The organism is Mesorhizobium waimense (assembly GCF_003601975.1).
Classification (GTDB): domain Bacteria; phylum Pseudomonadota; class Alphaproteobacteria; order Rhizobiales; family Rhizobiaceae; genus Mesorhizobium; species Mesorhizobium waimense.
In genome coordinates, this window is the sequence record NZ_QZWZ01000012.1 from 61,156 (window position 1) to 82,632 (window position 21,477).

Sequence of the window (21,477 nt, forward strand, 5' to 3'; positions counted from 1 at the left end):
TCGGGTCGGGCGCTGGATGCAACCAGATGCAAGGGACGGCTATGGCGATTGAATCAAAAGAGCTTGCGGTCACCTACTATCCCATCCCGAAAAGCGGCAGCAGCAGCGTCAAATATGCGCTGATGGCGCTGGGCGGGAAGGACACCGATTTTCCCGACCCGGATAACGAAGTTCACAGCCATCTGCCGACAAATCATGTCGATCCCTTCCGCCCGCTTCGCGACGCACATAAGCGCCGGTTCACCATCGTGCGCGATCCGCTGGAGCGGCTCCTTTCGGCCTATTCCAACAGGATCCGCGATGCCCGGGTGATGGCCAGACCGTCGGCGCAGAAAGACAAGCTCGAACGCTTCGGCATCCCGGTCGATCCGGATCTCGATACCTTCATCCTCAACGTCGAAAAATACTGCGCGTCTTCGTGGGAGGTCCGCTTCCACGTGGCATCGTTGCGCTATTTCACCGGCGGCAGCCTGTTCCAGTTCGAGCGGGTCTTCCGGTTCGAGCGCATGGACGAGGTCGGGGCGTTTCTATCCTCGCTCGGCGGGCGGGCCCTGGATCTGCCCCGGCTGCAGGCGGCTGCCACGAAGCTCGGGCCATCGGACATGTCGCCTGAGGCGCTCGCCAAGGCAATGCGGTTCTGTCGCTACGACTATGGCTTTCTGGTCGATTATTACGATGCACGGAAATGGGGAGGCATTCCCGAAGGCGATGCCGGCGAGCCGTCGACGCTGCATGTTTTCGGCGATCCGGCGGTCTGGCGCGACGGTCGCCTCATTGTCCCCAGGACGCCGCGGAACTTCTTGCACTTCATGTCCAAGCGCCCGCTGGTCGAACGGGATGCGGTCGCGGGTTTCCAGGATCTTTGAAGCGAACCTGCGGGTCAGGCCCGAGGGTATGCCCGTGGGTGTAGTGCGTCAGGCGACGACGGTCAGCCGGCGCTTGCGCTCGTCGAGCGACACGATGGCGAGACCGCTTGCCACCACCAGCAGGATGCCGCTGACGGCAAGAGCATTGGGAAACTGCCCGAAGACCAGCAGGCCGGAGATTACCGCCCAGACGGTGAAGCAATAGTAGAACGGCGCGACCGCGCTCGTCGGCCCGACGCGATAGGCCATGAAGATGAAGAAATGGCCGAAGATCAGGAAGAAACCCGCCCCCGCGATCAGCGTCAGGTGACGGGCTTCGGGCATCACCCATGGCTCGGAAACCAGATGTGCTGCGCCGGCGCCGACCAGCACCACAAGGACCGCGGACATGGCGACGATCATCCCCGGCACGTCGGCCCCGATCTTGCGGCCGGCGAGATCGCGCGCGGCCGACAGTGCCGCATTGCCGAGCGCCAGCAAGGCGTAGACCGATATCCCCTGCATCGTCGGCTGCGCCACCATGACCGCGCCGATGAAGCCGAGCCCGATCAGCGCCATGCGCGCGCCGCCGATCCGTTCGCCGAACAGGATCGAAGAGCCGACCAGCATCAGCAGCGGGGTGATCTGCCCGAGCGCGGTGGAATCGGCGATCTGCATGTTGGCCAGCGCCACCACGTAGCAAAGGATCGCGGCCAGTTCGAGAAGGTTTCTGCGCAGCACTCGTCTGTCGAGGATCAGCGGCACCTGCTTGCCATAGCCAAGCAGCAGCAACAGGGGCATTCCCCACAGGCTAGCGGCGACGCCGCGCAGAAGCAGCACCTCGTAGGACGGCAGCCCTGAGGTCGCGAGCTTCATCATCGTGTCATTGACCAGGTAGAACCCGGTCGAAACGACCATGAACAGCGGGCCGCGGATGTTTGTGGGTATGAACTGCATCGATCGACCAAATCAGACCGATGCAGCGGCGGCAATGGGCCAGGCTGGCGCTGCAGATCCGGCAAGAGCAGGGGGGATTGCGCCGCTGGCGGGCTCGGCTCCTGCCTATTTCATTTCCCGGCTGGCGTTCCTATATCCGCGCCACATCCCCCGAAAATCGGATCGCAGGTTCGGACCGAGTGAGAGAGCGCTCAGCCACAAGGCACTTGTGTTTTGCAGCCGTAGTCGCTAATCGCCCCGCATTCGACTGAACTGAAGGTCCAGGCCGTCCAAGGAAAGAGACTATGGCAAAAGGTAAATTCGAGCGCACTAAGCCTCATGTGAACATCGGCACGATCGGCCACGTCGATCATGGCAAGACGTCGCTGACGGCGGCGATCACGAAGTATTTTGGCGAATACAAGCGCTATGACCAGATCGATGCAGCACCGGAAGAAAAGGCTCGCGGCATCACCATCTCGACGGCGCACGTCGAATACGAGACGGCCAACCGCCACTATGCCCACGTCGATTGCCCCGGCCACGCCGACTATGTGAAGAACATGATCACCGGTGCCGCGCAGATGGACGGTGCGATCCTGGTCGTGTCGGCTGCCGACGGCCCGATGCCGCAGACCCGCGAGCACATCCTGCTTGCCCGTCAGGTCGGCGTTCCGTCGATCGTTGTGTTCCTGAACAAGGTTGACCAGGTCGACGACGCCGAGCTGCTCGAACTGGTCGAGCTCGAGGTTCGCGAGCTTTTGACCAAGAACGAATTCCCCGGCGACGACATTCCGATCGTCAAGGGTTCGGCGCTGGCTGCTCTGGAGGATTCGGACAAGAAGATCGGCGAGGACGCGATCCGCGAGCTGATGGCTCAGGTCGACGCCTACATCCCGACGCCGGTTCGTCCGCTGGACAAGCCGTTCCTGATGCCGATCGAAGACGTGTTCTCGATCTCGGGCCGCGGCACGGTCGTCACCGGCCGCGTCGAGCGCGGCGTGGTCAAGGTCGGCGAGGAACTGGAAATCGTCGGCATCCGTCCGACCACCAAGACGACCTGCACGGGCGTCGAGATGTTCCGCAAGCTGCTCGACCAGGGCCAGGCTGGCGACAACATCGGCGCGCTGCTGCGCGGCGTTGATCGTGAAGGCGTCGAGCGCGGCCAGGTCCTGGCCAAGCCGGGCACGGTGAAGCCGCACAAGAAGTTCGTGGCCGAAGCCTACATCCTGACCAAGGACGAGGGTGGCCGTCACACGCCGTTCTTCACCAACTACCGTCCGCAGTTCTACTTCCGCACGACGGACGTGACCGGCATCGTGTCGCTGCCGGAAGGCACCGAAATGGTGATGCCCGGCGACAACATCACGGTCGATGTCGAGCTGATCGTGCCGATCGCCATGGAAGAGAAGCTGCGCTTCGCCATCCGTGAAGGCGGCCGCACCGTCGGTGCCGGCATCGTCGTCACCATCAAGGAATAATCGACGCCGGCCCTAGCCGGATCGACAAGGAAAGGGCGGTCCTCGGGCCGCCCTTTTTTGTACCGACGTGTCGCCGGCCGGTCGCCGATTATCCGTGTTGTTTCAAAGCTGTTGCAAGCGCCGCTGCCGCAACTAGTATAGGTTGCATTGGGGAAGCTTGCCGACACAGTGGTTCCAGGGCATCGTTTGAACAATCAGGCGTGGTGGTCGCTGGGGCTGGTTTGCCTGGTGTCTCTGTTTGTCATGGGGCATGCCGCGTTAGCGGCGGATGCGAGAGAATCCGATCTTGGCCCGCCGATGCGGTTTGTTGTCGCGCGCAGCAATGCGCCGGGTTGCGAGCCGACCTGTCCCGAGTGGATCTCGGCGGAAGGCACGATCGAAGCCGGCACGCCGGCGCTACTCAAGCGCGCGCTTAAGAAGCTTGGCGGCCGCAAGCTGCCCGTTATCGTCGATTCTCCCGGCGGCAATGTCGATGCGGCGCTGGCGCTTGGCCGGCTGATCCGCAAGAACAAGCTCGATATCGCCGTCGGCAAGACCCGGTTCGAGGGCTGCCTGCCGGATGAGAAGGACTGCACCGACAATGACGGCAAGGGCGCCCGCTATTTCGGCACCGCCTATGCCGACGGCTCCATTTGCAATTCCGCCTGTCCGCTGATGTTTTCCGGCGGGGTCCGCCGTGTGGTCGGGCAATGGGCCTTTCTCGGCGTCCACCAGATCACGACCACCTACGTCAAGACGAAATTGCTCTACCGGACCACCTATCGCGTGGTGAAGGGTAAGAAGAAGGTCATCAACACCAAGGTCATCAACACCAAGGTCGTCAGCCGAAAGAACGCCGGCAGCTACAAGACCTACGAGATGAGCAAGGCGGTCGAGAAGAGGCTGGCGGCCTATCTTAAGGAGATGGGCGTCGGCCAGGGCGTGCTCACGACGATGAAGAACACGCCCACCAGCGGCATCCACCAGTTGGTCCCAGAAAATATGCTGCGGATGAACCTCGTCACCAGCCTGGATTCCGTCGACCTGTTCACCGCCGGGCCCATATGCCGCGCGAATCCGCTGCCCGCGAACTGCCGGGAGATACCGAACAAACCCGCGATGCCGACTGTCGAAGCCCCGACGGCCGAGTCAGAGCCTGCCCAACCCGAGATCGCGCAGCGCGAAGAGGATATGCGCTTTGTCGTGGTTCGTGGCAGCAATCTGCTTTGCGACCCTGACTGCCCGGAATGGATTTCGGCCGAAGGCACGATTACGGCCCGGACGTCGGAGAGGCTGCGCCAGTTGCTCGACACGCTTGGCGACCGGCGATTGCCCGTGGTGATCAGCTCGCCCGGAGGCGACGTGCTCGGCGCGCTGGCGGCAGGACGGCTGATCCGCGACCGAAAGCTCGACGTCGCCGTTGCCCGTACCGAATTCGTTGGCTGCGAACCGGGAGAGGCGGATTGTGCGGCCGAAGACGGCGTCCATGCCGGGCTGACCATTGACGCCGGAGGCGAGTGCAATTCGGCCTGCGCGATCATGCTTGCCGGTGGCGTCAGACGGCTTGTCGGTTCCCAGGCGCGGCTCAGCGTGCATTCGTTGGGGCTGGAGCAGAAGGTCAAGGGCTACCTTGAGGATATGGCGATCGGCTCCGGTCTGTTCTCGACGATGCAGTCCGTTTTGCATTCAAGCCACAGGCAGCTCGAACCCGAGATGATGCTGAAGGTCGGGCTGACGACTGAGCCCCAATCGGTGGACGCGCTAACCGGTGCCACGGTCTGCAAATCGTCGCCGAAACCTGACAACTGCCGCATGGTGCCGTCGCCCAACGCACAAGCCGACGCACCCACCCGCCTGTAGCGCGACGGTGTCCGGACTGGCCATCGAGGCAGGTTGAGCCATGCTCGATATTGCCGCTATCGTCACCGTAGCAATCGAGAGGCGAGGATCGATATGAGCAAGGACATCCCGACATTGTTCGAATGGGCCGGCGGCGCTGAGGCGCTGAACCGGCTGACGCAGACTTTCTACGACAAAGTGGCGTTGGATCCGGTGGTCGGTCCGGTGTTCAAGCACATGTCGCCGGACCATCCAGCCCATGTCGCGGCCTTCATCGGCGAGGTTTTCGGCGGCCCGAAGACCTACAGCGAACAGCATGGCGGCCATCGCGAGATGGTGATGCATCATCTTGGCAAGCATCTGAGCGAAGAGCAGCGCCGCCGCTGGATCAATCTGCTGGCCGACGCCGCCGACGAGGTCGGCCTGCCGGACGATCCTGAGTTCCGGTCAGCCTTCATGGGCTATGTCGAATGGGGGTCGCGGCTGGCGAAGATGAATTCCAACCTCGGCGAGACCTGCGATCCCGCGACCGAGCCGATGCCTGCCTGGGGCTGGGGCGTGCCCGGCGGGCCGTACAAGCCGCCGGCCGGAAACTAAGCGGGAAACCGGATCCGCCCCGGAAGGTGCGGAATTCCTGCAAATTTCCGCAGAAGTGACGCCGCAAAGAGGTGGGATGTTCATGGCGTCCGCAACTGTTGACGACCTCTTTGATGCTGTTTGCCCATCTGCCGTCTGGTTACATTCTGGGACGCTTCGCGCAACGACGCTGGCGTATGACGTCGGGTATCATGATTGCCGCGATGATCGGCAGCGTCATCCCCGACATCGACATGCTGTACTTCCACCTCGTCGATGGCAGACGGACGCACCACCACGCCTACATTACGCATTGGCCATTGTTCTGGGCAGCGACCGGGATATTCAGCCTGTCACTGGCCAGATGGCTTGGTTGGCCGTATCTGCCACTCATCGGCGTCTTCTTTGCAGGCACCATGTTGCACATGGTCCTCGACACAGTGGCGTCGCCGATCCGGTGGCTGATGCCATTTGATTGCCACGCATTCGAACTCGTGACCGTGGCCGCGTATGGCAACTGGGTCGTGAGCTTCGTCTTGACTTTCGCGCTCGAACTTCTCATTTGCGCGTGGGCCTTATGCCTGGCGTCGGTGCGATCGTCGCCTCGGGTCGGCGCGTCTCAAAAGGGCACTTGAGTTCTCATCCGCTTTGTGAAATAGCAGCCCGCGATACGGGCATAGCTCAGTTGGTAGAGCGGCGGTCTCCAAAACCGCAGGTCGTAGGTTCGAGCCCTGCTGCCCGTGCCATTTCCCGAAATGGCCAAATTCGATGTCTTGTTTGATGTCTTGGCACGCCTCGCATTTGAAAACCGGCGACAGGCTTGCCATATTAGCGCGATTGGGGCATAAGGCGCTCATAGCCGGGACGGAACGACTGGATGGTTCCGATGCGGCGTTTGGCCATAAAGCGGACACTTGCCACTTGCGTGGATCAAGAATCGGTTTTATGTAGACGAAACAGACACGCGACGCGTGGAGCTGGGAAGCCGGCTTTACGCGTCCGATTTGCATGGGCGAAATGGTTGCGCTGATTCGGCGCCGACATGAAGCCCAGGCGGCACGTCCCGGCCTGCGGGATCATCCAGGAGACCCGGCCAACGGGTCTTGAAGACAGAGCGGCATATGGCTTCGAAAACCACAAATCCTTTCGTCTTTCTCCAGCAGGTTCGCGCCGAGACCGCCAAGGTGACTTGGCCGTCGCGGCGGGAGACGATGATCTCGACGGTGATGGTGCTGGTGTTCGCGGTCATCGCGATGATCTTTTTCTTCACCGCCGATGTGGCCATGGGCTACGCGATCGAGTGGATTCTGGGGCTTGGACGTTAAGTCCGGCGATTACGGAGAAGTCGTGAAATGACTGCGCGGTGGTACATCGTCCACGCCTATTCGAACTTTGAAAAGAAGGTCGCCGAGGACATTGAGAACAAGGCCAAGCAGAAGGGCCTGTCCGCGGATATCGAACAGATCGTGGTGCCGACCGAGAAGGTCGTCGAGATCCGCCGCGGCCGCAAGGTCGACGCCGAGCGCAAGTTCTTTCCGGGCTATGTGCTGTTGAAGGCCAATTTGACCGACGCGGTGTTTTCGCTGGTCAAGAACACGCCGAAGGTCACCGGTTTCCTCGGTGACTCCAAGCCGGTGCCGATCACCGAGGCCGAGGCGCAGCGCATCCTGAACCAAGTGCAGGAAGGCGTTGAGCGGCCGAAGCCGTCGGTCACCTTCGAGATCGGCGAAGCGATCCGCGTTTCGGACGGTCCGTTCGCGTCGTTCAACGGTTTCGTCCAGGAAGTGGACGAGGAGCGGGCGCGGCTCAAGGTGGAAGTTTCGATCTTCGGGCGCGCCGTGCCTGTCGATCTGGAATTCGGACAGGTCGAAAAGGGCTGATCCGAAATCCCTGGCGCCTGATGGCGGCGGGGAGGCGGCGCGGAATTTCGCGCGGCCATGAACGGGTGGGAGGCGAATGTGGCTTAGCCGGCCGCGGGAACCGCACCACCAGACTGCAACCGCCGGTGTTCCCCGATAGTGGGGCCGGCATGAGAAAAGGCAGGAAGAGAGATGGCTAAGAAAGTTGCAGGCCAGCTCAAGCTCCAGGTTGCCGCGGGCTCGGCTACGCCGTCGCCCCCGATCGGCCCGGCGCTTGGTCAGCGCGGCATCAACATCATGGAGTTCTGCAAGGCGTTCAACGCGCAGACCCAGGAAATGGAAAAGGGATCACCGATACCGGTGGTCATCACCTACTACCAGGACAAGTCGTTCACCTTCGTGATGAAGACGCCGCCGGTGAGCTACTTCCTGAAGAAGGCCGCGAACCTCAAGTCGGGCTCGAAGGAGCCGGGCAAGGTCAAGGCCGGCACGATCGGCCGCGACAAGGTGCGCGCCATCGCCGAGCAGAAGATGAAGGACCTGAACGCGAACGACGTCGAAGCCGCCATGCGCATGGTCGAAGGCTCCGCCCGTTCGATGGGCCTGGAAGTGGTGGGCTGAGATCATGGCAAAGATTGCAAAGCGTGTATCGAAGACCCGCGAAGGCATCGACCCCAACAAGGCCTACGCCCTGGGTGAAGCGCTGAAGCTGCTCAAGGACCGTTCTTCGGTCAAGTTCGACGAGACCATCGAGGTCGCGATGAACCTCGGCGTCGATCCGCGCCATGCCGACCAGATGGTCCGTGGCGTGGTCAATTTGCCGAACGGCACCGGCCGCTCGGTCCGCGTCGCCGTGTTCGCACGTGGCGACAAGGCCGAGGAAGCCAAGGCCGCCGGCGCCGATATCGTTGGCGCCGAGGATCTGGTCGAGATCGTCCAGAAGGGCACGATCGACTTCGATCGCTGCATCGCCACGCCGGATATGATGCCGCTGGTCGGTCGTCTGGGTAAGGTGCTCGGCCCGCGCGGCATGATGCCGAACCCGAAGGTCGGCACCGTGACCACCGATGTCGCCGCCGCCGTCAAGGCGTCGAAGGGTGGCGCGGTCGAGTTCCGCGTCGAGAAGGCCGGTATCGTCCAGGCCGGCGTCGGCAAGGTCTCGTTCGACGTCAAGGCGCTGGAAGAGAATGTGCGGGCCTTCGCCGATGCGGTGACCAAGGCCAAGCCGACTGGCGCCAAGGGCAACTACGTCAAGAAGGTGTCGGTCACCTCGACGATGGGCCCGGGCCTCAAGCTCGACGTCTCGACGCTCGCAGCGTCCTGATACGAACATTTGGATCTGCCGCTAAACGGCTGATCCGCAAGTGAATTCCGGGCCTCCGACCTGTCGGTGGCCCGGTACCGGAAGTCGAGAGGCTTCCGGACATCCTGTCCGAGATTGCAGGCGGCCCAAAAGCCTTAATTCATGTGGGCCTGCATGAGACGGGTGAAGACCCGACAACGGAGCGATTGCTCCAATGAAAGGTTCGAACCGTGTTTGCCTTTTGTCTGCGCATCGCCCGGCTTGCCGGTTGGTGTGGCGAAAGGGGGCAGGATCCTCGAGCGTCGTTCGGGAGATCCGTTACTGGATGGCCCGGCCGGCAAAAGGCAACCCGACGCCTGTCCTCGTGAATGGGAATGTTCCCGTTAACAGGATTGGGGTCAACTGGAGATAGGCAGTGGACAGAGCGGAAAAACGCGAACTCGTCACGGGCCTGAATGATGCGTTTACGAGCGCTGGTTCAGTCGTCGTGGCCCACTACGCCGGTATCACCGTCGCGCAAATGAACGACCTTCGGTCGAAAATGCGCGCTGCCGGTGGCACCGTCAAAGTCGCGAAGAACCGTCTCGCCAAAATCGCTCTTCAGGGCACGGACTCCGCATCGATCATCGACCTGTTCAAGGGACAGACGCTGATCGCCTATTCGGAGGATCCGATTGCGGCGCCGAAGGTCGCGTCCGATTTCGCCAAGGGGAATGACAAGTTGATCATTCTCGGCGGCGCAATGGGCACCACCTCGCTCAACGCCGACGGTGTGAAGGCACTCGCCACACTTCCGTCGCTCGACGAGCTGCGCGCCAGGCTGGTTGGCATGATCGCCACGCCGGCAACCCGGATCGCCCAGATCGTCAATGCGCCAGCGGCTTCGGTCGCGCGCGTCATCGACGCTTACGCCCGGAAGGACGAGGCGGCATGAGGCCGTTCCTCGCTATCACAAACACACGTTCGAACCTTATGAAGGAATATTCAAATGGCTGATCTCGCAAAGATCGTAGACGACCTTTCGAAGCTGACCGTCCTCGAGGCGGCCGAGCTGTCGAAACTTCTCGAAGAAAAGTGGGGCGTTTCGGCTGCCGCTCCGGTTGCGGTTGCCGCTGCCGGCGGTGCTGCCGCCGCTGCTGCTCCGGTCGAGGAAAAGACGGAATTCGACGTCGTCCTCACCGAGGCAGGCGCCCAGAAGATCAACGTCATCAAGGAAGTCCGCGCCATCACCGGTCTTGGCCTCAAGGAAGCCAAGGACCTGGTCGAGGCGGCTCCGAAGCCGGTCAAGGAAGGCGTTTCCAAGGCCGACGCTGACAAGTTCAAGGCCCAGCTGGAAGCAGCCGGCGCCAAGGTCGACCTGAAGTAAGCGTTGAATACCGGCGGGCGGCCTCGCGCCGTCCGCCACTCCCTTGGCGTGAAGGGAGGCTGCGTAACGCGAGACGTATGAGAACCTCTTTCCTGAGGGCCGAAACCGGCCTTCAGGAAACGGGTTTTCTCCCGTTCTAGCCCGGCCGCCGACAGGTGGCGGGATAACAGACAGGGGCTGCCGCCAAGGCGGTCCGGAATGCAAGGCGAGCCGCGGCGAGGCTCGTCCCGAGTTTAGAGCTAAGGAGCGACGATGGCCCAGACCCAGACTTTCAATGGCCGCAGACGCGTACGCAAGTTCTTCGGAAAGATCCCGGAAGTTGCGGAGATGCCGAACCTGATCGAGGTTCAAAAGGCATCCTATGACCAGTTCCTGATGGTGGACGAACCCAAGGGCGGGCGTCCGGACGAGGGACTGCAGGCCGTTTTCAAGTCGGTCTTCCCGATTTCCGATTTTTCCGGCTCCTCGATGCTGGAGTTCGTGAAGTACGAGTTCGAAGGACCGAAATTCGACGTTGACGAATGCCGTCAGCGCGACCTGACCTATGCCGCGCCGCTGAAGGTGACGCTGCGCCTCATCGTGTTCGATATCGACGAAGATACCGGCGCGAAGTCGATCAAGGACATCAAGGAGCAGGACGTCTACATGGGCGACATGCCGCTCATGACCTTGAACGGCACCTTCATCGTAAACGGCACCGAGCGCGTCATCGTCTCGCAGATGCACCGTTCGCCGGGCGTCTTCTTCGACCATGACAAGGGCAAGTCGCACTCGTCGGGCAAGCTTCTGTTTGCCGCGCGCGTCATCCCCTATCGCGGCTCGTGGCTCGACATCGAGTTCGACAGCAAGGACGTCGTGCACGCCCGTATCGACCGCCGCCGCAAGATCCCGGTGACGTCGCTGCTGATGGCGCTCGGCATGGACGGCGAAGAGATCCTGTCGACCTTCTACAACAAGATCACCTACAAGCGCGCCGGCGACCACTGGCGCATTCCGTTCAACGTCGAGCGTTTCCGCGGCCTCAAGGCCGTCGGCGACCTGGTCGATGCCGACACCGGCGAGATCGTCGTCGAGCAAGGCAAGAAGATCACCGCCCGCCAGGCCCGCCAGCTCGGCGAAAAGGGTCTGAAGGCGATCAAGGCGACCGACGAGGACCTGCTTGGCAATTATCTGGCCGAGGACATCGTCAACTACGGCACCGGCGAGATCTTCCTCGAAGCCGGCGACGAGATCGACGAGAAGACGCTGAAGGTGCTGCTCGGCACCGGCGAGCATGAGATCCAGGTTCTCGACATCGACCACGTCAATGTCGGCGCCTATATCCGCAACACGCTCAACGTCGACAAGAACGAGAGCCGCCAGGACGCGCTGTTCGACATCTACCGTGTCATGCGCCCGGGCGAGCCGCCGACGCTCGAGACCGCCGAAGCAATGTTCAACTCGCTGTTCTTCGACAGCGAGCGCTACGACCTGTCGGCCGTCGGCCGCGTCAAGATGAACATGCGCCTCGAGCTCAAGGCCGAGGACACCGTGCGCGTGCTGCGCAAGGACGACATCCTGGCCGTGGTCAGGACGCTGGTCGAACTGCGCGACGGCAAGGGCGAGATCGACGACATCGACAATCTCGGCAACCGCCGCGTGCGCTCGGTAGGCGAGCTGATGGAGAACCAGTACCGCGTCGGCCTGCTGCGCATGGAGCGCGCGATCAAGGAACGCATGTCCTCGATCGAAATCGACACGGTGATGCCGCAGGACCTGATCAACGCCAAGCCGGCGGCTGCTGCCGTGCGCGAGTTCTTCGGTTCCTCGCAGCTGTCGCAGTTCATGGACCAGACCAACCCGCTGTCGGAGATCACCCACAAGCGTCGTCTCTCGGCGCTTGGACCGGGCGGTCTGACCCGCGAGCGCGCCGGCTTCGAGGTGCGCGATGTGCACCCGACGCATTACGGCCGCATCTGCCCGATCGAGACGCCGGAAGGCCCGAATATCGGTCTGATCAATTCGCTGGCGACCTTCGCGCGCGTCAACAAGTACGGCTTCATCGAGAGCCCGTACCGCAAGATCGTCAGCGGCAAGCTGACCAACGAGGTCGTCTATCTGTCGGCGATGGAAGAGGCCAAGCACCATGTCGCGCAGGCTAATGCCGAGCTCGACAAGAATGGCGGTTTCGTCGACGAGTTCGTCATTTGCCGTAACGCCGGCGAAGTGATGATGGCGCCGCGCGAAAACGTCGACCTGATGGACGTGTCGCCGAAGCAGATGGTTTCTGTGGCCGCGGCCCTGATCCCGTTCCTCGAGAACGACGACGCCAACCGCGCGCTGATGGGCTCGAACATGCAGCGTCAGGCCGTGCCGCTGGTGCGCGCCGAAGCGCCGTTCGTCGGCACCGGCATGGAGCCGATCGTTGCCCGTGACTCAGGCGCCGCCATCGGCGCTCGCCGCGGCGGCATCGTCGACCAGGTGGACGCGACGCGTATCGTCATCCGCGCCACGGAAGATCTCGATCCCGGCAAGTCCGGCGTCGACATCTACCGGCTGATGAAGTTCCAGCGTTCGAACCAGAACACCTGCATCAACCAGCGTCCGCTGGTGCGCATGGGCGACCGCGTCAACAAGGGCGACATCATCGCCGACGGTCCGTCGACCGAGCTCGGCGATCTGGCGCTCGGCCGCAACGTGCTGGTCGCGTTCATGCCGTGGAACGGCTACAACTACGAGGACTCGATCCTGCTCTCCGAGCGCATCGTGGCCGACGACGTCTTCACCTCGATCCACATCGAGGAGTTCGAGGTCATGGCGCGCGACACCAAGCTCGGGCCGGAGGAAATCACGCGCGACATTCCGAACGTTTCGGAAGAAGCGCTGAAGAACCTCGACGAGGCCGGCATCGTCTATATCGGCGCGGAAGTGCAGCCGGGCGACATCCTGGTCGGCAAGATCACGCCGAAGGGCGAAAGCCCGATGACGCCGGAAGAAAAGCTGCTGCGCGCCATCTTCGGCGAGAAGGCCTCGGACGTTCGCGACACCTCCATGCGCATGCCTCCGGGCACGTTCGGCACCGTCGTCGAAGTTCGCGTCTTCAACCGCCACGGCGTGGAGAAGGACGAACGCGCCATGGCGATCGAGCGCGAGGAGATCGAGCGCCTGGCCAAGGACCGCGACGACGAGCAGGCGATCCTCGACCGCAACGTCTATTCGCGCCTGTCTGACATGCTTGTCGGCAAGGATGCGATTGCCGGGCCGAAGGGCTTCAAGAAGGGCTCGAAGCTGTCGAAGGATACTCTCGACGAGTATCCGCGTTCGCAGTGGTGGCAGTTCGCGGTGGAGAACGAAAAGCTCCAGAGCGAACTGGAAGCGCTGCGCGGCCAGTACGACGATTCCAAGAAGGCGCTCGAGCAGCGCTTCATGGACAAGGTCGAGAAGGTGCAGCGCGGTGACGAAATGCCTCCGGGCGTGATGAAGATGGTCAAGGTCTTCGTGGCCGTGAAGCGCAAGATGCAGCCCGGCGACAAGATGGCCGGCCGGCACGGCAACAAGGGTGTCGTGTCGCGGATCGTTCCGGTCGAGGACATGCCGTTCCTCGAGGACGGCACGCATGCCGATATCGTGCTCAACCCGCTGGGTGTGCCGAGCCGCATGAATGTCGGCCAGATCCTGGAAACGCATCTGGGCTGGGCTTGCGCCGGCATGGGCAAGAAGATCGGCGAGCTGATCGACGCGTACAAGGCGGGCGGTGACATCAAGCCGCTGCGCAAGACGCTCGAGAGCTTCATGCCGGCCAATGACCGCAACGAGCCGGTCCGCGAGTATGACGACGAGAGCGTTGTTCGCCTCAGCGAGCAGATGCGCCGCGGCGTCTCCATCGCGACGCCGGTGTTCGATGGCGCGCATGAGGCCGACATCAACGTCATGCTGGAGCAGGCGGGCCTGCACACCAGCGGCCAGTCGCAGCTCTATGACGGACGTACCGGCGAGCCGTTCGATCGCAAGGTGACGATGGGCTACATCTACATGCTCAAGCTTCACCACCTGGTGGACGACAAGATCCACGCGCGTTCGATCGGACCGTACTCGCTCGTCACGCAGCAGCCGCTGGGCGGCAAGGCGCAGTTCGGCGGCCAGCGCTTCGGCGAAATGGAGGTCTGGGCGCTCGAAGCATACGGCGCCGCCTACACGCTGCAGGAGATGCTGACGGTGAAGTCTGACGACGTCGCCGGCCGTACCAAGGTCTACGAGGCGATCGTCAGAGGCGACGACACGTTCGAGGCCGGCATTCCCGAGAGCTTCAACGTTCTCGTCAAGGAAATGCGGTCTCTCGGCCTCAATGTCGAGCTGGAAAACACCAAGCTCGACGACAACCATGTCCGGCTGCCCGACGCGGCCGAGTAAGGCAAATGGCGTGCCGCGGAAACCTGCGGCGCGCCTATCGAATTCTTCGGCCGGTGGGCCGACCACTCAGCGGGCATTCGGCCCGCGCTAGATGCAAGGGGTTTTCGAGGACCCCGAAAAGGAGAACGGCATGAACCAAGAGGTCATGAATCTCTTCAATCCCCAGGCGCCGGCGCAGGTGTTCGATTCCATCCGGATTTCGCTCGCCAGCCCTGAGAAGATTCTGTCCTGGTCGTTCGGCGAGATCAAGAAGCCGGAGACCATCAACTACCGCACCTTCAAGCCGGAGCGCGACGGCCTGTTCTGCGCGCGCATCTTTGGCCCGATCAAGGACTACGAGTGCCTGTGCGGCAAGTACAAGCGCATGAAGTACAAGGGCGTCATCTGTGAGAAGTGCGGCGTCGAAGTCACGCTGTCGCGCGTTCGTCGCGAGCGCATGGGCCATATCGAGCTCGCCGCGCCCGTCGCCCATATCTGGTTCCTGAAGTCGCTGCCGTCGCGCATCGGCACGCTGCTCGACATGACCCTGAAGGACATCGAGCGCGTCCTCTACTTCGAGAACTACATCGTCACCGAGCCAGGCCTCACCGCGCTGAAGGAGCACCAGCTGCTCAGCGAAGAAGAGTACATGATCGCCGTTGACGAATATGGCGAGGATTCGTTCACCGCCATGATCGGCGCCGAGGCCATTCATGACCTTCTCGCCGGCATGGACCTGGAGAAGATCGCCGGTGACCTGCGTTCGGAGCTGGCTTCGACCACCTCCGAGCTCAAGCAGAAGAAGTATCTGAAGCGGCTCAAGGTCGTCGAGAACTTCATGGAGTCCGGCAACCGTCCGGAATGGATGATCATGAAGGTGGTTCCGGTGATCCCGCCGGACCTGCGCCCGCTCGTCCCGCTGGACGGCGGACGCTTCGCCACGTCCGACCTCAACGACCTCTATCGCCGCGTCATCAACCGCAACAACCGCCTGAAGCGGCTGATCGAGCTGCGTGCGCCCGGCATCATCGTGCGCAATGAAAAGCGCATGCTGCAGGAAGCCGTCGACGCGCTGTTCGACAACGGCCGCCGCGGCCGCGTCATCACCGGCGCCAACAAGCGGCCGCTGAAGTCGCTGTCCGACATGCTGAAGGGCAAGCAGGGCCGGTTCCGCCAGAACCTGCTCGGCAAGCGCGTCGACTATTCGGGCCGCTCGGTCATCGTGACCGGTCCGGAGCTCAAGCTGCACCAGTGCGGCCTGCCGAAGAAGATGGCGCTCGAACTGTTCAAGCCGTTCATCTACGCCCGCCTTGACGCCAAGGGTTTCTCCTCGACCGTCAAGCAGGCCAAGAAGCTGGTCGAGAAGGAGCGTCCGGAGGTCTGGGATATCCTCGACGAGGTCATCCGCGAGCATCCGGTGCTGCTGAACCGCGCCCCGACGCTGCACCGCCTCGGCATCCAGGCGTTCGAGCCGATCCTGATCGAAGGCAAGGCGATCCAGCTGCATCCGCTGGTCTGCACGGCCTTCAACGCCGACTTCGACGGCGACCAGATGGCCGTTCACGTGCCGCTGTCACTGGAAGCGCAGCTTGAAGCCCGCGTGCTGATGATGTCGACCAACAACATCCTGCACCCGGCTTCCGGCGCGCCGATCATCGTGCCGTCGCAGGACATGGTTCTCGGTCTCTACTACCTCTCGATCGTGAACCAGAACGAGCCGGGCGAGGGCATGGTGTTTGCCGACATGGGCGAACTCCAGCACGCTCTGGAAACCAAAGCGGTGACGCTGCACGCCAAGATCAAGGGTCGCTTCCGCACGGTCGACGCCGAAGGCAAGGTCGTGTCGAAGATCCACGACACCACGCCTGGCCGCATGATCATCGGCGAGCTTCTGCCGAAGAACGTCAACGTGCCTTACGAGACAGCCAACCAGGAGATGACCAAGAAGAACATCTCCAAGATGATCGACACCGTCTACCGCCATTGCGGTCAGAAGGAGACGGTCATTTTCTGCGACCGCATCATGGCCCTCGGCTTCAGCCACGCCTGCCGCGCCGGCATTTCGTTCGGCAAGGACGACATGCTGATCCCGGACGCCAAGATCAAGCTGGTGTCCGACACCGAGGCTTTGGCCAAGGAGTACGAACAGCAGTACAATGACGGCCTGATCACGCAGGGCGAGAAGTACAACAAGGTCGTCGACGCTTGGGCCAAGTGCTCGGAAAAGGTCGCCGACGAAATGATGGCCCGCATCAAGGCGGTCGAGTTCGAGGACAATGGCCGTCAGAAGCCGATGAACTCGATCTACATGATGTCGCATTCGGGTGCGCGTGGTTCGCCCACGCAGATGCGACAGCTCGCCGGCATGCGCGGCCTGATGGCCAAGCCGTCGGGCGAAATCATCGAGACGCCGATCATCTCGAACTTCAAGGAAGGCCTTACCGTGCTCGAGTACTTCAACTCGACCCACGGCGCCCGCAAGGGTCTGGCCGACACCGCCTTGAAGACGGCGAACTCGGGTTACCTCACCCGTCGTCTGGTCGACGTGGCGCAGGACTGCATCGTCAATTCGGTCGACTGCGGCACCGACAAGGGCCTCACCATGCAGCCGATCGTCGATGCCGGCCAGGTTGTGGCTTCTGTCGGCCAGCGCGTGCTGGGCCGTACGGCACTCGACGACATCACCCATCCGGTGTCGGGCGAGGTTCTGGTCAAGGCCGGAACGCTGATGGACGAGCGTGACGTGGAACAGATCGAAAAGGCCGGCGTGCAGTCGGTCCGCATCCGTTCGGCACTGACCTGCGAGGTCAGGATCGGCGTCTGCGCGGTCTGCTACGGACGCGATCTTGCCCGCGGCACCCCGGTCAACCAGGGCGAAGCCGTCGGCGTCATCGCGGCGCAGTCGATCGGCGAGCCGGGTACCCAGCTCACCATGCGTACCTTCCACATGGGCGGTACCGCGCAGGTGGTGGATAGCTCGTTCCTTGAAGCCTCGTATGAGGGCAAGGTCGAGATCCGCAACCGCAACGTGGTGCGCAACTCCGACGGCCAGCAGATGGTCATGGGCCGCAACATGGCGGTGCTGATCCTCGACGAAGCCGGCAAGGAGCGCGCCACGCACCGGGTCACCTACGGTTCGCGCATCTTCGTGGACGATGGCGACAAGGTGAAGCGCGGCCAGCGTATCGCCGAGTGGGATCCTTATACCCGCCCGATCCTCACCGAAATCGAGGGCAAGGTGCAGTTCGAGGATCTGGTCGACGGCATTTCCGTCCAGGAAACGGCCGACGAGTCGACCGGCATCACCAAGCGCGAGGTCATCGACTGGCGCTCGACGCCACGCGGCAACGACCTCAAGCCGGCGATCGTCGTGCATGACGCCAAGGGCAAGGTCGGCAAGCTGTCGAAGGGCGGCGACGCCCGCTTCCTGCTCTCGGTCGAGGCGATCCTTTCGGTCGAGCCGGGCGCGCATGTCCGACCCGGCGACGTGCTGGCGCGTATCCCGATGGAAAGTGCCAAGACCAAGGACATCACCGGCGGTCTGCCGCGTGTTGCCGAATTGTTCGAGGCACGCCGTCCGAAGGACCACGCCATCATCGCCGAGATCGACGGTACGGTCCGCTTCGGCCGCGACTACAAAAACAAGCGCCGCATCATCATCGAGCCGCATGACTCGACGCTTGAGCCGGTCGAGTACCTGATCCCGAAGGGCAAGCCGTTCCATCTTCAGGACGGCGACGTCATCGAGAAGGGCGACTACATCCTCGACGGCAATCCGGCGCCGCACGACATCCTGGCGATCAAGGGCGTGGAGGCGCTTGCGTCTTACCTCGTCAACGAGATCCAGGAGGTCTACCGCCTGCAGGGCGTGTCGATCAACGACAAGCACATCGAGGTGATCGTTCGCCAGATGCTGCAGAAGGTCGAGATCACGACTCAGGGCGACTCGACCTACATTCCGGGCGACCACGTCGACGTGATCGAGCTGGAAGAGGTCAACGAGCGGCTGATCGAGGACGGCAAGAAGCCGGCCGAAGGCCAGCCTGTGCTGCTCGGCATCACCAAGGCCTCGCTGCAGACGCCGTCCTTCATCTCGGCTGCCTCCTTCCAGGAGACGACGAGGGTGCTCACCGAAGCGGCGGTTGCCGGCAAGACCGACATGCTGCAGGGCCTGAAGGAAAACGTCATCGTCGGTCGGCTGATCCCGGCCGGCACCGGTGGCACGATGAGCCAGATCCGGCGCATCGCCACCTCGCGCGACGAGCTCATCATCGACGAGCGCCGCAAGGCCTCGGGTGTCGAGGTCGCCGAGCCGATGCTGACCGACATGGTTACCGCCGCGCAGTAAGCGCGGAAAGAAGAGAAGACGGAAAAGGGGCCAAAGCGGCCCCTTTTTCGCGTTTTGGTTTCCACATCCGGATTGGAGAAGAAACGATGAGTAACAAGAAGAGCTGGACGGCCGTCGACGACTACATCTTTGCCTCGCTGTTTGAACCAGACCCCGTCCTCGATGCCGTTCTGGCGACCAATTACGATCAGGGCCTGCCGGCGATCGATGTTTCGCCGGCGCAAGGCAAGCTGCTCTCGCTGCTGGCGCGCATGCGAGGGGCGAAGAGAATTCTCGAGATCGGCACGCTGGGCGGCTACTCGACGATCTGGATGGCGCGCGGGCTGCCATCAGATGGCAAGATCGTGACGCTCGAACTCGATCCGCACCATGCCAGCGTCGCGCGGTCGAATTTCGAGCTGGCAGGGGTGTCGGACCGGGTCGACCTTCGGGTCGGGCCGGCGCTGCAATCCCTTGCGGCGCTGGATGCCGAGAACGCCGGACCGTTCGATCTCATCTTCATCGACGCCGACAAGCCGAACAACCCGAACTATCTATCCTGGGCCATGCGCCTTTCAAGGGCGGGGACAGTCATCGTTTGCGACAACGTGATCCGCGACGGAGCGGTGCTCGATGAGGACGGCCGCGACACTAATGTGGAGGGGGCACGGGCGGCGTTCTCGTTCATCGGCGGCGACAAGCGCCTGGACGGCACCGCCATCCAGACGGTCGGCGCCAAGGGCTATGACGGCTTTGCCATCGCGATCGTCAATTGACGACTGAGCCAGATACGCAAAACGGCAGACGACGCTCTCAGTCGAAAAACGCTTCCACCACATTGCGCCTGCCGAGCATGAAGGCATCGGCGACATGCTGGAGCGGGGCGAGATCGACGTCGGAGACGCCGGCACGCACGATCTCGGCGAAGCGCTTGTAGAGCATCGGGTATTCCGCTTCTGGCTCTTCATGAACGATCTTGCCGTCGATGGCGAGCTTCGAGCCGCCGCCGGAAAGCACCATATTGCCCTGGTCGGTCTCGGCCAGGATGTCCCAGCTCTGCGGGCCGGTCTGGAGCCAGTCGAGTTCCATCGTCACCGGCAATCCGTTCGAGGTGCGGAAGGTGACATGCGCTGCGACAGGCGACGCGCGGTTCTCCGGGAAATCGAGGACGGCAGACGTGATGAACATTGCCGGCAAGATATGGGTCGCGATCGACAGCGCATTGATGCCGGGATCGAAGACGCCGAAGCCGCCCGGAGCCCAGATCCACTCCTGGTTCGGGTGCCAGCGACGCACGTCTTCCTTCCAGTTGATAGCGGCCGACTTGATGCTGGCCGATGCCAGGAAAGCACGCGCGGCTTCGACCGCCGGCGCATAGCGCGAGTGCCAGCTGGCGAACAGCGAGACGCCGTTAGCCGCCGCCAGCGCCTTCAAATCCTCGACCTCGCTGACCGTGGCGCCTGGCGGCTTTTCCAGGAAGACATGCTTCTTCGCCATCAGCGCGGTGCGCGCGGCGTCGTAGCGGAACTGCGGCGGCATGCAGAGCGAAACGGCTTCGAGTTCCGGCACGGCGTCGAGCATCGCCTCGATGACATGGAAATTCGGAATGCCGTCGACCTTGCCATGCCGGCTGGCGGCGGCGACGAGACGATAATCCGCGTCTTTCGCCAGAGCCGGAAGGTGCTGGTCGCGGACGATCTTTCCGACGCCGACGATGCCGAGCTTGATGGGACCATTGTTCGAAGGCATGGGGACTCCGCAGATTGGAATTTTGCCTGGTTCTTAGCAGAGAACCAGTGTCGGGCAAGCCGAGCGAGGTGGGCGCGGCGACGAGGGCAAGGAGCCGGCGATTCTCTCGGTCAGATCGCCACGTCGAAGGTGACGATCGACACTTCGCCTTCGAGCGCACCTTGATAGGCCGACAGATGCGGCTCGTCGTCGGGAATGCCGTCCATGTCACCGATCTGATCGAGCTCGGCCTCGGCATAGCCCTCGGCGGCGAGCGATTCGAGCGCGCGGCGCACCGCCGAATCGTCATCGGGCGCGACCAGCATCACATGGACGCCTTCCGGCTTGCCGCCCTTCTTCTTCCAGACGCGGCCGGTGATGATGGTGACCGGGCGCTCCTCATTGTCGTTCACGGGCTGATTCCTCTAGAGACCGGGCGGGCGAGGGGATTTGGACTGTTCATGTCGCCTTTTGGCATGAAGCCTTGGCTGACAACAGCCACAAGCCGGTCACTTTCTTCCTCGCCCATGCAAAATTGCGAAAGAAAATTACATGCGCTTTTCGCATGGCTGCCAAGCCCTGGTTGCGGCGCAATATTTGGTGCCGCGGGGTTGACGGCCATCGGGCTTGCGAGTAGAAGCCGCCCAGTCAGAACCGATGTGAGGCTCTCCCTTCCGAAGCGACGCGCTTTGGAGTTTGCCTCAAACAGGGTTCGTTTTACGAGCGAAAAGACATTTCCGGCGCGCATGAAGCGGTTTCCGCTTCCTCTGCAATTTGTTCGGGCAGGACCGCGAGGCGCGGTTTGTGGCCCGAATTTGCGTATGGAAACGACGCTTTGAGCGGCCCTGACCGGGCAAGACACGGAATTGA

18 protein-coding genes and 1 tRNA gene are annotated in these 21,477 nt (G+C 62.5%); 15 read left to right on the top strand and 4 right to left on the bottom strand.

Going from position 1 to position 21,477, the window contains the following annotated elements:
- The first annotated feature begins 41 nt into the window (after window positions 1–41).
- Window positions 42–866, top strand: a complete 825-nt coding sequence (locus tag D3227_RS16805; protein ID WP_167480730.1) for a sulfotransferase family 2 domain-containing protein — start codon at window positions 42–44, stop codon at window positions 864–866.
- 48 nt (window positions 867–914) lie between these two features.
- Here the strand turns inward: D3227_RS16805 and D3227_RS16810 are convergent, their stop codons facing one another.
- Window positions 915–1,802 carry a DMT family transporter gene (locus tag D3227_RS16810; RefSeq protein WP_120015217.1) on the bottom strand — a complete coding sequence of 296 codons (888 nt, stop codon included), beginning with the start codon at window positions 1,800–1,802 and terminating at the stop codon, window positions 915–917.
- A gap of 284 nt (window positions 1,803–2,086) precedes the next feature.
- On the opposite strand from D3227_RS16810, the gene tuf reads away from it, so the two are divergent.
- From tuf to D3227_RS16880, 14 genes are all read left to right on the top strand, one after another.
- On the top strand, window positions 2,087–3,262 hold the full coding sequence (gene tuf / locus D3227_RS16815; RefSeq protein ID WP_120015218.1) for an elongation factor Tu: 1,176 nt from the start codon (window positions 2,087–2,089) through the stop codon (window positions 3,260–3,262).
- A gap of 297 nt (window positions 3,263–3,559) precedes the next feature.
- On the top strand, window positions 3,560–5,101 hold the full coding sequence (locus D3227_RS16820) for a COG3904 family protein (protein ID WP_245451780.1): 1,542 nt from the start codon (window positions 3,560–3,562) through the stop codon (window positions 5,099–5,101).
- Between the two features lie 93 nt (window positions 5,102–5,194).
- Entirely contained in the window at window positions 5,195–5,677 is a 483-nt protein-coding gene (locus D3227_RS16825) for a group II truncated hemoglobin (protein WP_120015220.1), read from the top strand.
- Between the two features lie 98 nt (window positions 5,678–5,775).
- Window positions 5,776–6,291 carry a metal-dependent hydrolase gene (locus tag D3227_RS16830; protein WP_342634001.1) on the top strand — a complete coding sequence of 172 codons (516 nt, stop codon included), beginning with the start codon at window positions 5,776–5,778 and terminating at the stop codon, window positions 6,289–6,291.
- Between the two features lie 35 nt (window positions 6,292–6,326).
- A tRNA-Trp gene (locus D3227_RS16835) sits at window positions 6,327–6,402 on the top strand.
- 375 nt (window positions 6,403–6,777) lie between these two features.
- Entirely contained in the window at window positions 6,778–6,981 is a 204-nt protein-coding gene (secE, locus tag D3227_RS16840) for a preprotein translocase subunit SecE (RefSeq protein ID WP_120015222.1), read from the top strand.
- Window positions 6,982–7,008: 27 nt separating this feature from the next.
- Window positions 7,009–7,536, top strand: coding sequence for a transcription termination/antitermination protein NusG (gene nusG, locus D3227_RS16845; RefSeq protein ID WP_006333333.1), 528 nt, complete (start codon window positions 7,009–7,011; stop codon window positions 7,534–7,536).
- Between the two features lie 171 nt (window positions 7,537–7,707).
- Window positions 7,708–8,136: a 50S ribosomal protein L11 gene (rplK, locus tag D3227_RS16850; protein ID WP_006202140.1), complete on the top strand. Its 429-nt coding sequence runs from the start codon at window positions 7,708–7,710 to the stop codon at window positions 8,134–8,136.
- A gap of 4 nt (window positions 8,137–8,140) precedes the next feature.
- The gene (gene rplA, locus D3227_RS16855) at window positions 8,141–8,839 is read left to right on the top strand and encodes a 50S ribosomal protein L1 (protein WP_120015223.1); all 699 of its coding nucleotides are present in this window, start codon (window positions 8,141–8,143) and stop codon (window positions 8,837–8,839) included.
- Between the two features lie 394 nt (window positions 8,840–9,233).
- Window positions 9,234–9,752, top strand: a complete 519-nt coding sequence (gene rplJ, locus D3227_RS16860) for a 50S ribosomal protein L10 (RefSeq protein WP_120015224.1) — start codon at window positions 9,234–9,236, stop codon at window positions 9,750–9,752.
- Between the two features lie 54 nt (window positions 9,753–9,806).
- Window positions 9,807–10,184: a 50S ribosomal protein L7/L12 gene (rplL, locus tag D3227_RS16865; RefSeq protein ID WP_015317993.1), complete on the top strand. Its 378-nt coding sequence runs from the start codon at window positions 9,807–9,809 to the stop codon at window positions 10,182–10,184.
- Window positions 10,185–10,436: 252 nt separating this feature from the next.
- On the top strand, window positions 10,437–14,573 hold the full coding sequence (gene rpoB / locus D3227_RS16870; RefSeq protein ID WP_120015225.1) for a DNA-directed RNA polymerase subunit beta: 4,137 nt from the start codon (window positions 10,437–10,439) through the stop codon (window positions 14,571–14,573).
- Between the two features lie 130 nt (window positions 14,574–14,703).
- On the top strand, window positions 14,704–18,900 hold the full coding sequence (gene rpoC / locus D3227_RS16875) for a DNA-directed RNA polymerase subunit beta' (RefSeq protein WP_120015348.1): 4,197 nt from the start codon (window positions 14,704–14,706) through the stop codon (window positions 18,898–18,900).
- An 86-nt stretch (window positions 18,901–18,986) separates the two neighbouring features.
- A complete protein-coding gene (locus D3227_RS16880) occupies window positions 18,987–19,655 on the top strand; it encodes an O-methyltransferase (RefSeq protein WP_120015226.1) in 669 nt (222 codons plus the stop codon).
- 37 nt (window positions 19,656–19,692) lie between these two features.
- Here D3227_RS16880 and D3227_RS16885 read toward each other — a convergent pair whose 3' ends face one another.
- The 3 genes from D3227_RS16885 to D3227_RS41135 form a co-directional block, all read right to left on the bottom strand.
- Window positions 19,693–20,628, bottom strand: a complete 936-nt coding sequence (locus D3227_RS16885) for a Gfo/Idh/MocA family protein (RefSeq protein ID WP_120015227.1) — start codon at window positions 20,626–20,628, stop codon at window positions 19,693–19,695.
- Between the two features lie 110 nt (window positions 20,629–20,738).
- Window positions 20,739–21,020: a transcriptional regulator gene (locus tag D3227_RS16890; RefSeq protein WP_120015228.1), complete on the bottom strand. Its 282-nt coding sequence runs from the start codon at window positions 21,018–21,020 to the stop codon at window positions 20,739–20,741.
- A complete protein-coding gene (locus tag D3227_RS41135; RefSeq protein WP_147377616.1) occupies window positions 21,017–21,355 on the bottom strand; it encodes a hypothetical protein in 339 nt (112 codons plus the stop codon). The genes D3227_RS16890 and D3227_RS41135 overlap by 4 nt, the downstream gene beginning before the upstream one ends.
- Window positions 21,356–21,477: the final 122 nt, after the last annotated feature.

Excerpts from the sequence above, each read along its gene's own strand:
- D3227_RS16820 (WP_245451780.1), top strand. The coding sequence starts at position 3,560 with ATGCGGTTTGTTGTCGCGCGCAGCAATGCGCCGGGTTGCGAGCCGACC.
- tuf (WP_120015218.1), top strand. The coding sequence starts at position 2,087 with ATGGCAAAAGGTAAATTCGAGCGCACTAAGCCTCATGTGAACATCGGC.
- secE (WP_120015222.1), top strand. The coding sequence starts at position 6,778 with ATGGCTTCGAAAACCACAAATCCTTTCGTCTTTCTCCAGCAGGTTCGC.
- D3227_RS16885 (WP_120015227.1), bottom strand. The coding sequence starts at position 20,628 with ATGCCTTCGAACAATGGTCCCATCAAGCTCGGCATCGTCGGCGTCGGA.
- rplL (WP_015317993.1), top strand. The coding sequence starts at position 9,807 with ATGGCTGATCTCGCAAAGATCGTAGACGACCTTTCGAAGCTGACCGTC.
- rplA (WP_120015223.1), top strand. The coding sequence starts at position 8,141 with ATGGCAAAGATTGCAAAGCGTGTATCGAAGACCCGCGAAGGCATCGAC.
- rpoC (WP_120015348.1), top strand. The coding sequence starts at position 14,704 with ATGAACCAAGAGGTCATGAATCTCTTCAATCCCCAGGCGCCGGCGCAG.
- rplK (WP_006202140.1), top strand. The coding sequence starts at position 7,708 with ATGGCTAAGAAAGTTGCAGGCCAGCTCAAGCTCCAGGTTGCCGCGGGC.
- D3227_RS16810 (WP_120015217.1), bottom strand. The coding sequence starts at position 1,802 with ATGCAGTTCATACCCACAAACATCCGCGGCCCGCTGTTCATGGTCGTT.
- nusG (WP_006333333.1), top strand. The coding sequence starts at position 7,009 with ATGACTGCGCGGTGGTACATCGTCCACGCCTATTCGAACTTTGAAAAG.
- D3227_RS41135 (WP_147377616.1), bottom strand. The coding sequence starts at position 21,355 with ATGCGCGCCGGAAATGTCTTTTCGCTCGTAAAACGAACCCTGTTTGAG.
- rpoB (WP_120015225.1), top strand. The coding sequence starts at position 10,437 with ATGGCCCAGACCCAGACTTTCAATGGCCGCAGACGCGTACGCAAGTTC.
- D3227_RS16825 (WP_120015220.1), top strand. The coding sequence starts at position 5,195 with ATGAGCAAGGACATCCCGACATTGTTCGAATGGGCCGGCGGCGCTGAG.
- D3227_RS16805 (WP_167480730.1), top strand. The coding sequence starts at position 42 with ATGGCGATTGAATCAAAAGAGCTTGCGGTCACCTACTATCCCATCCCG.
- D3227_RS16880 (WP_120015226.1), top strand. The coding sequence starts at position 18,987 with ATGAGTAACAAGAAGAGCTGGACGGCCGTCGACGACTACATCTTTGCC.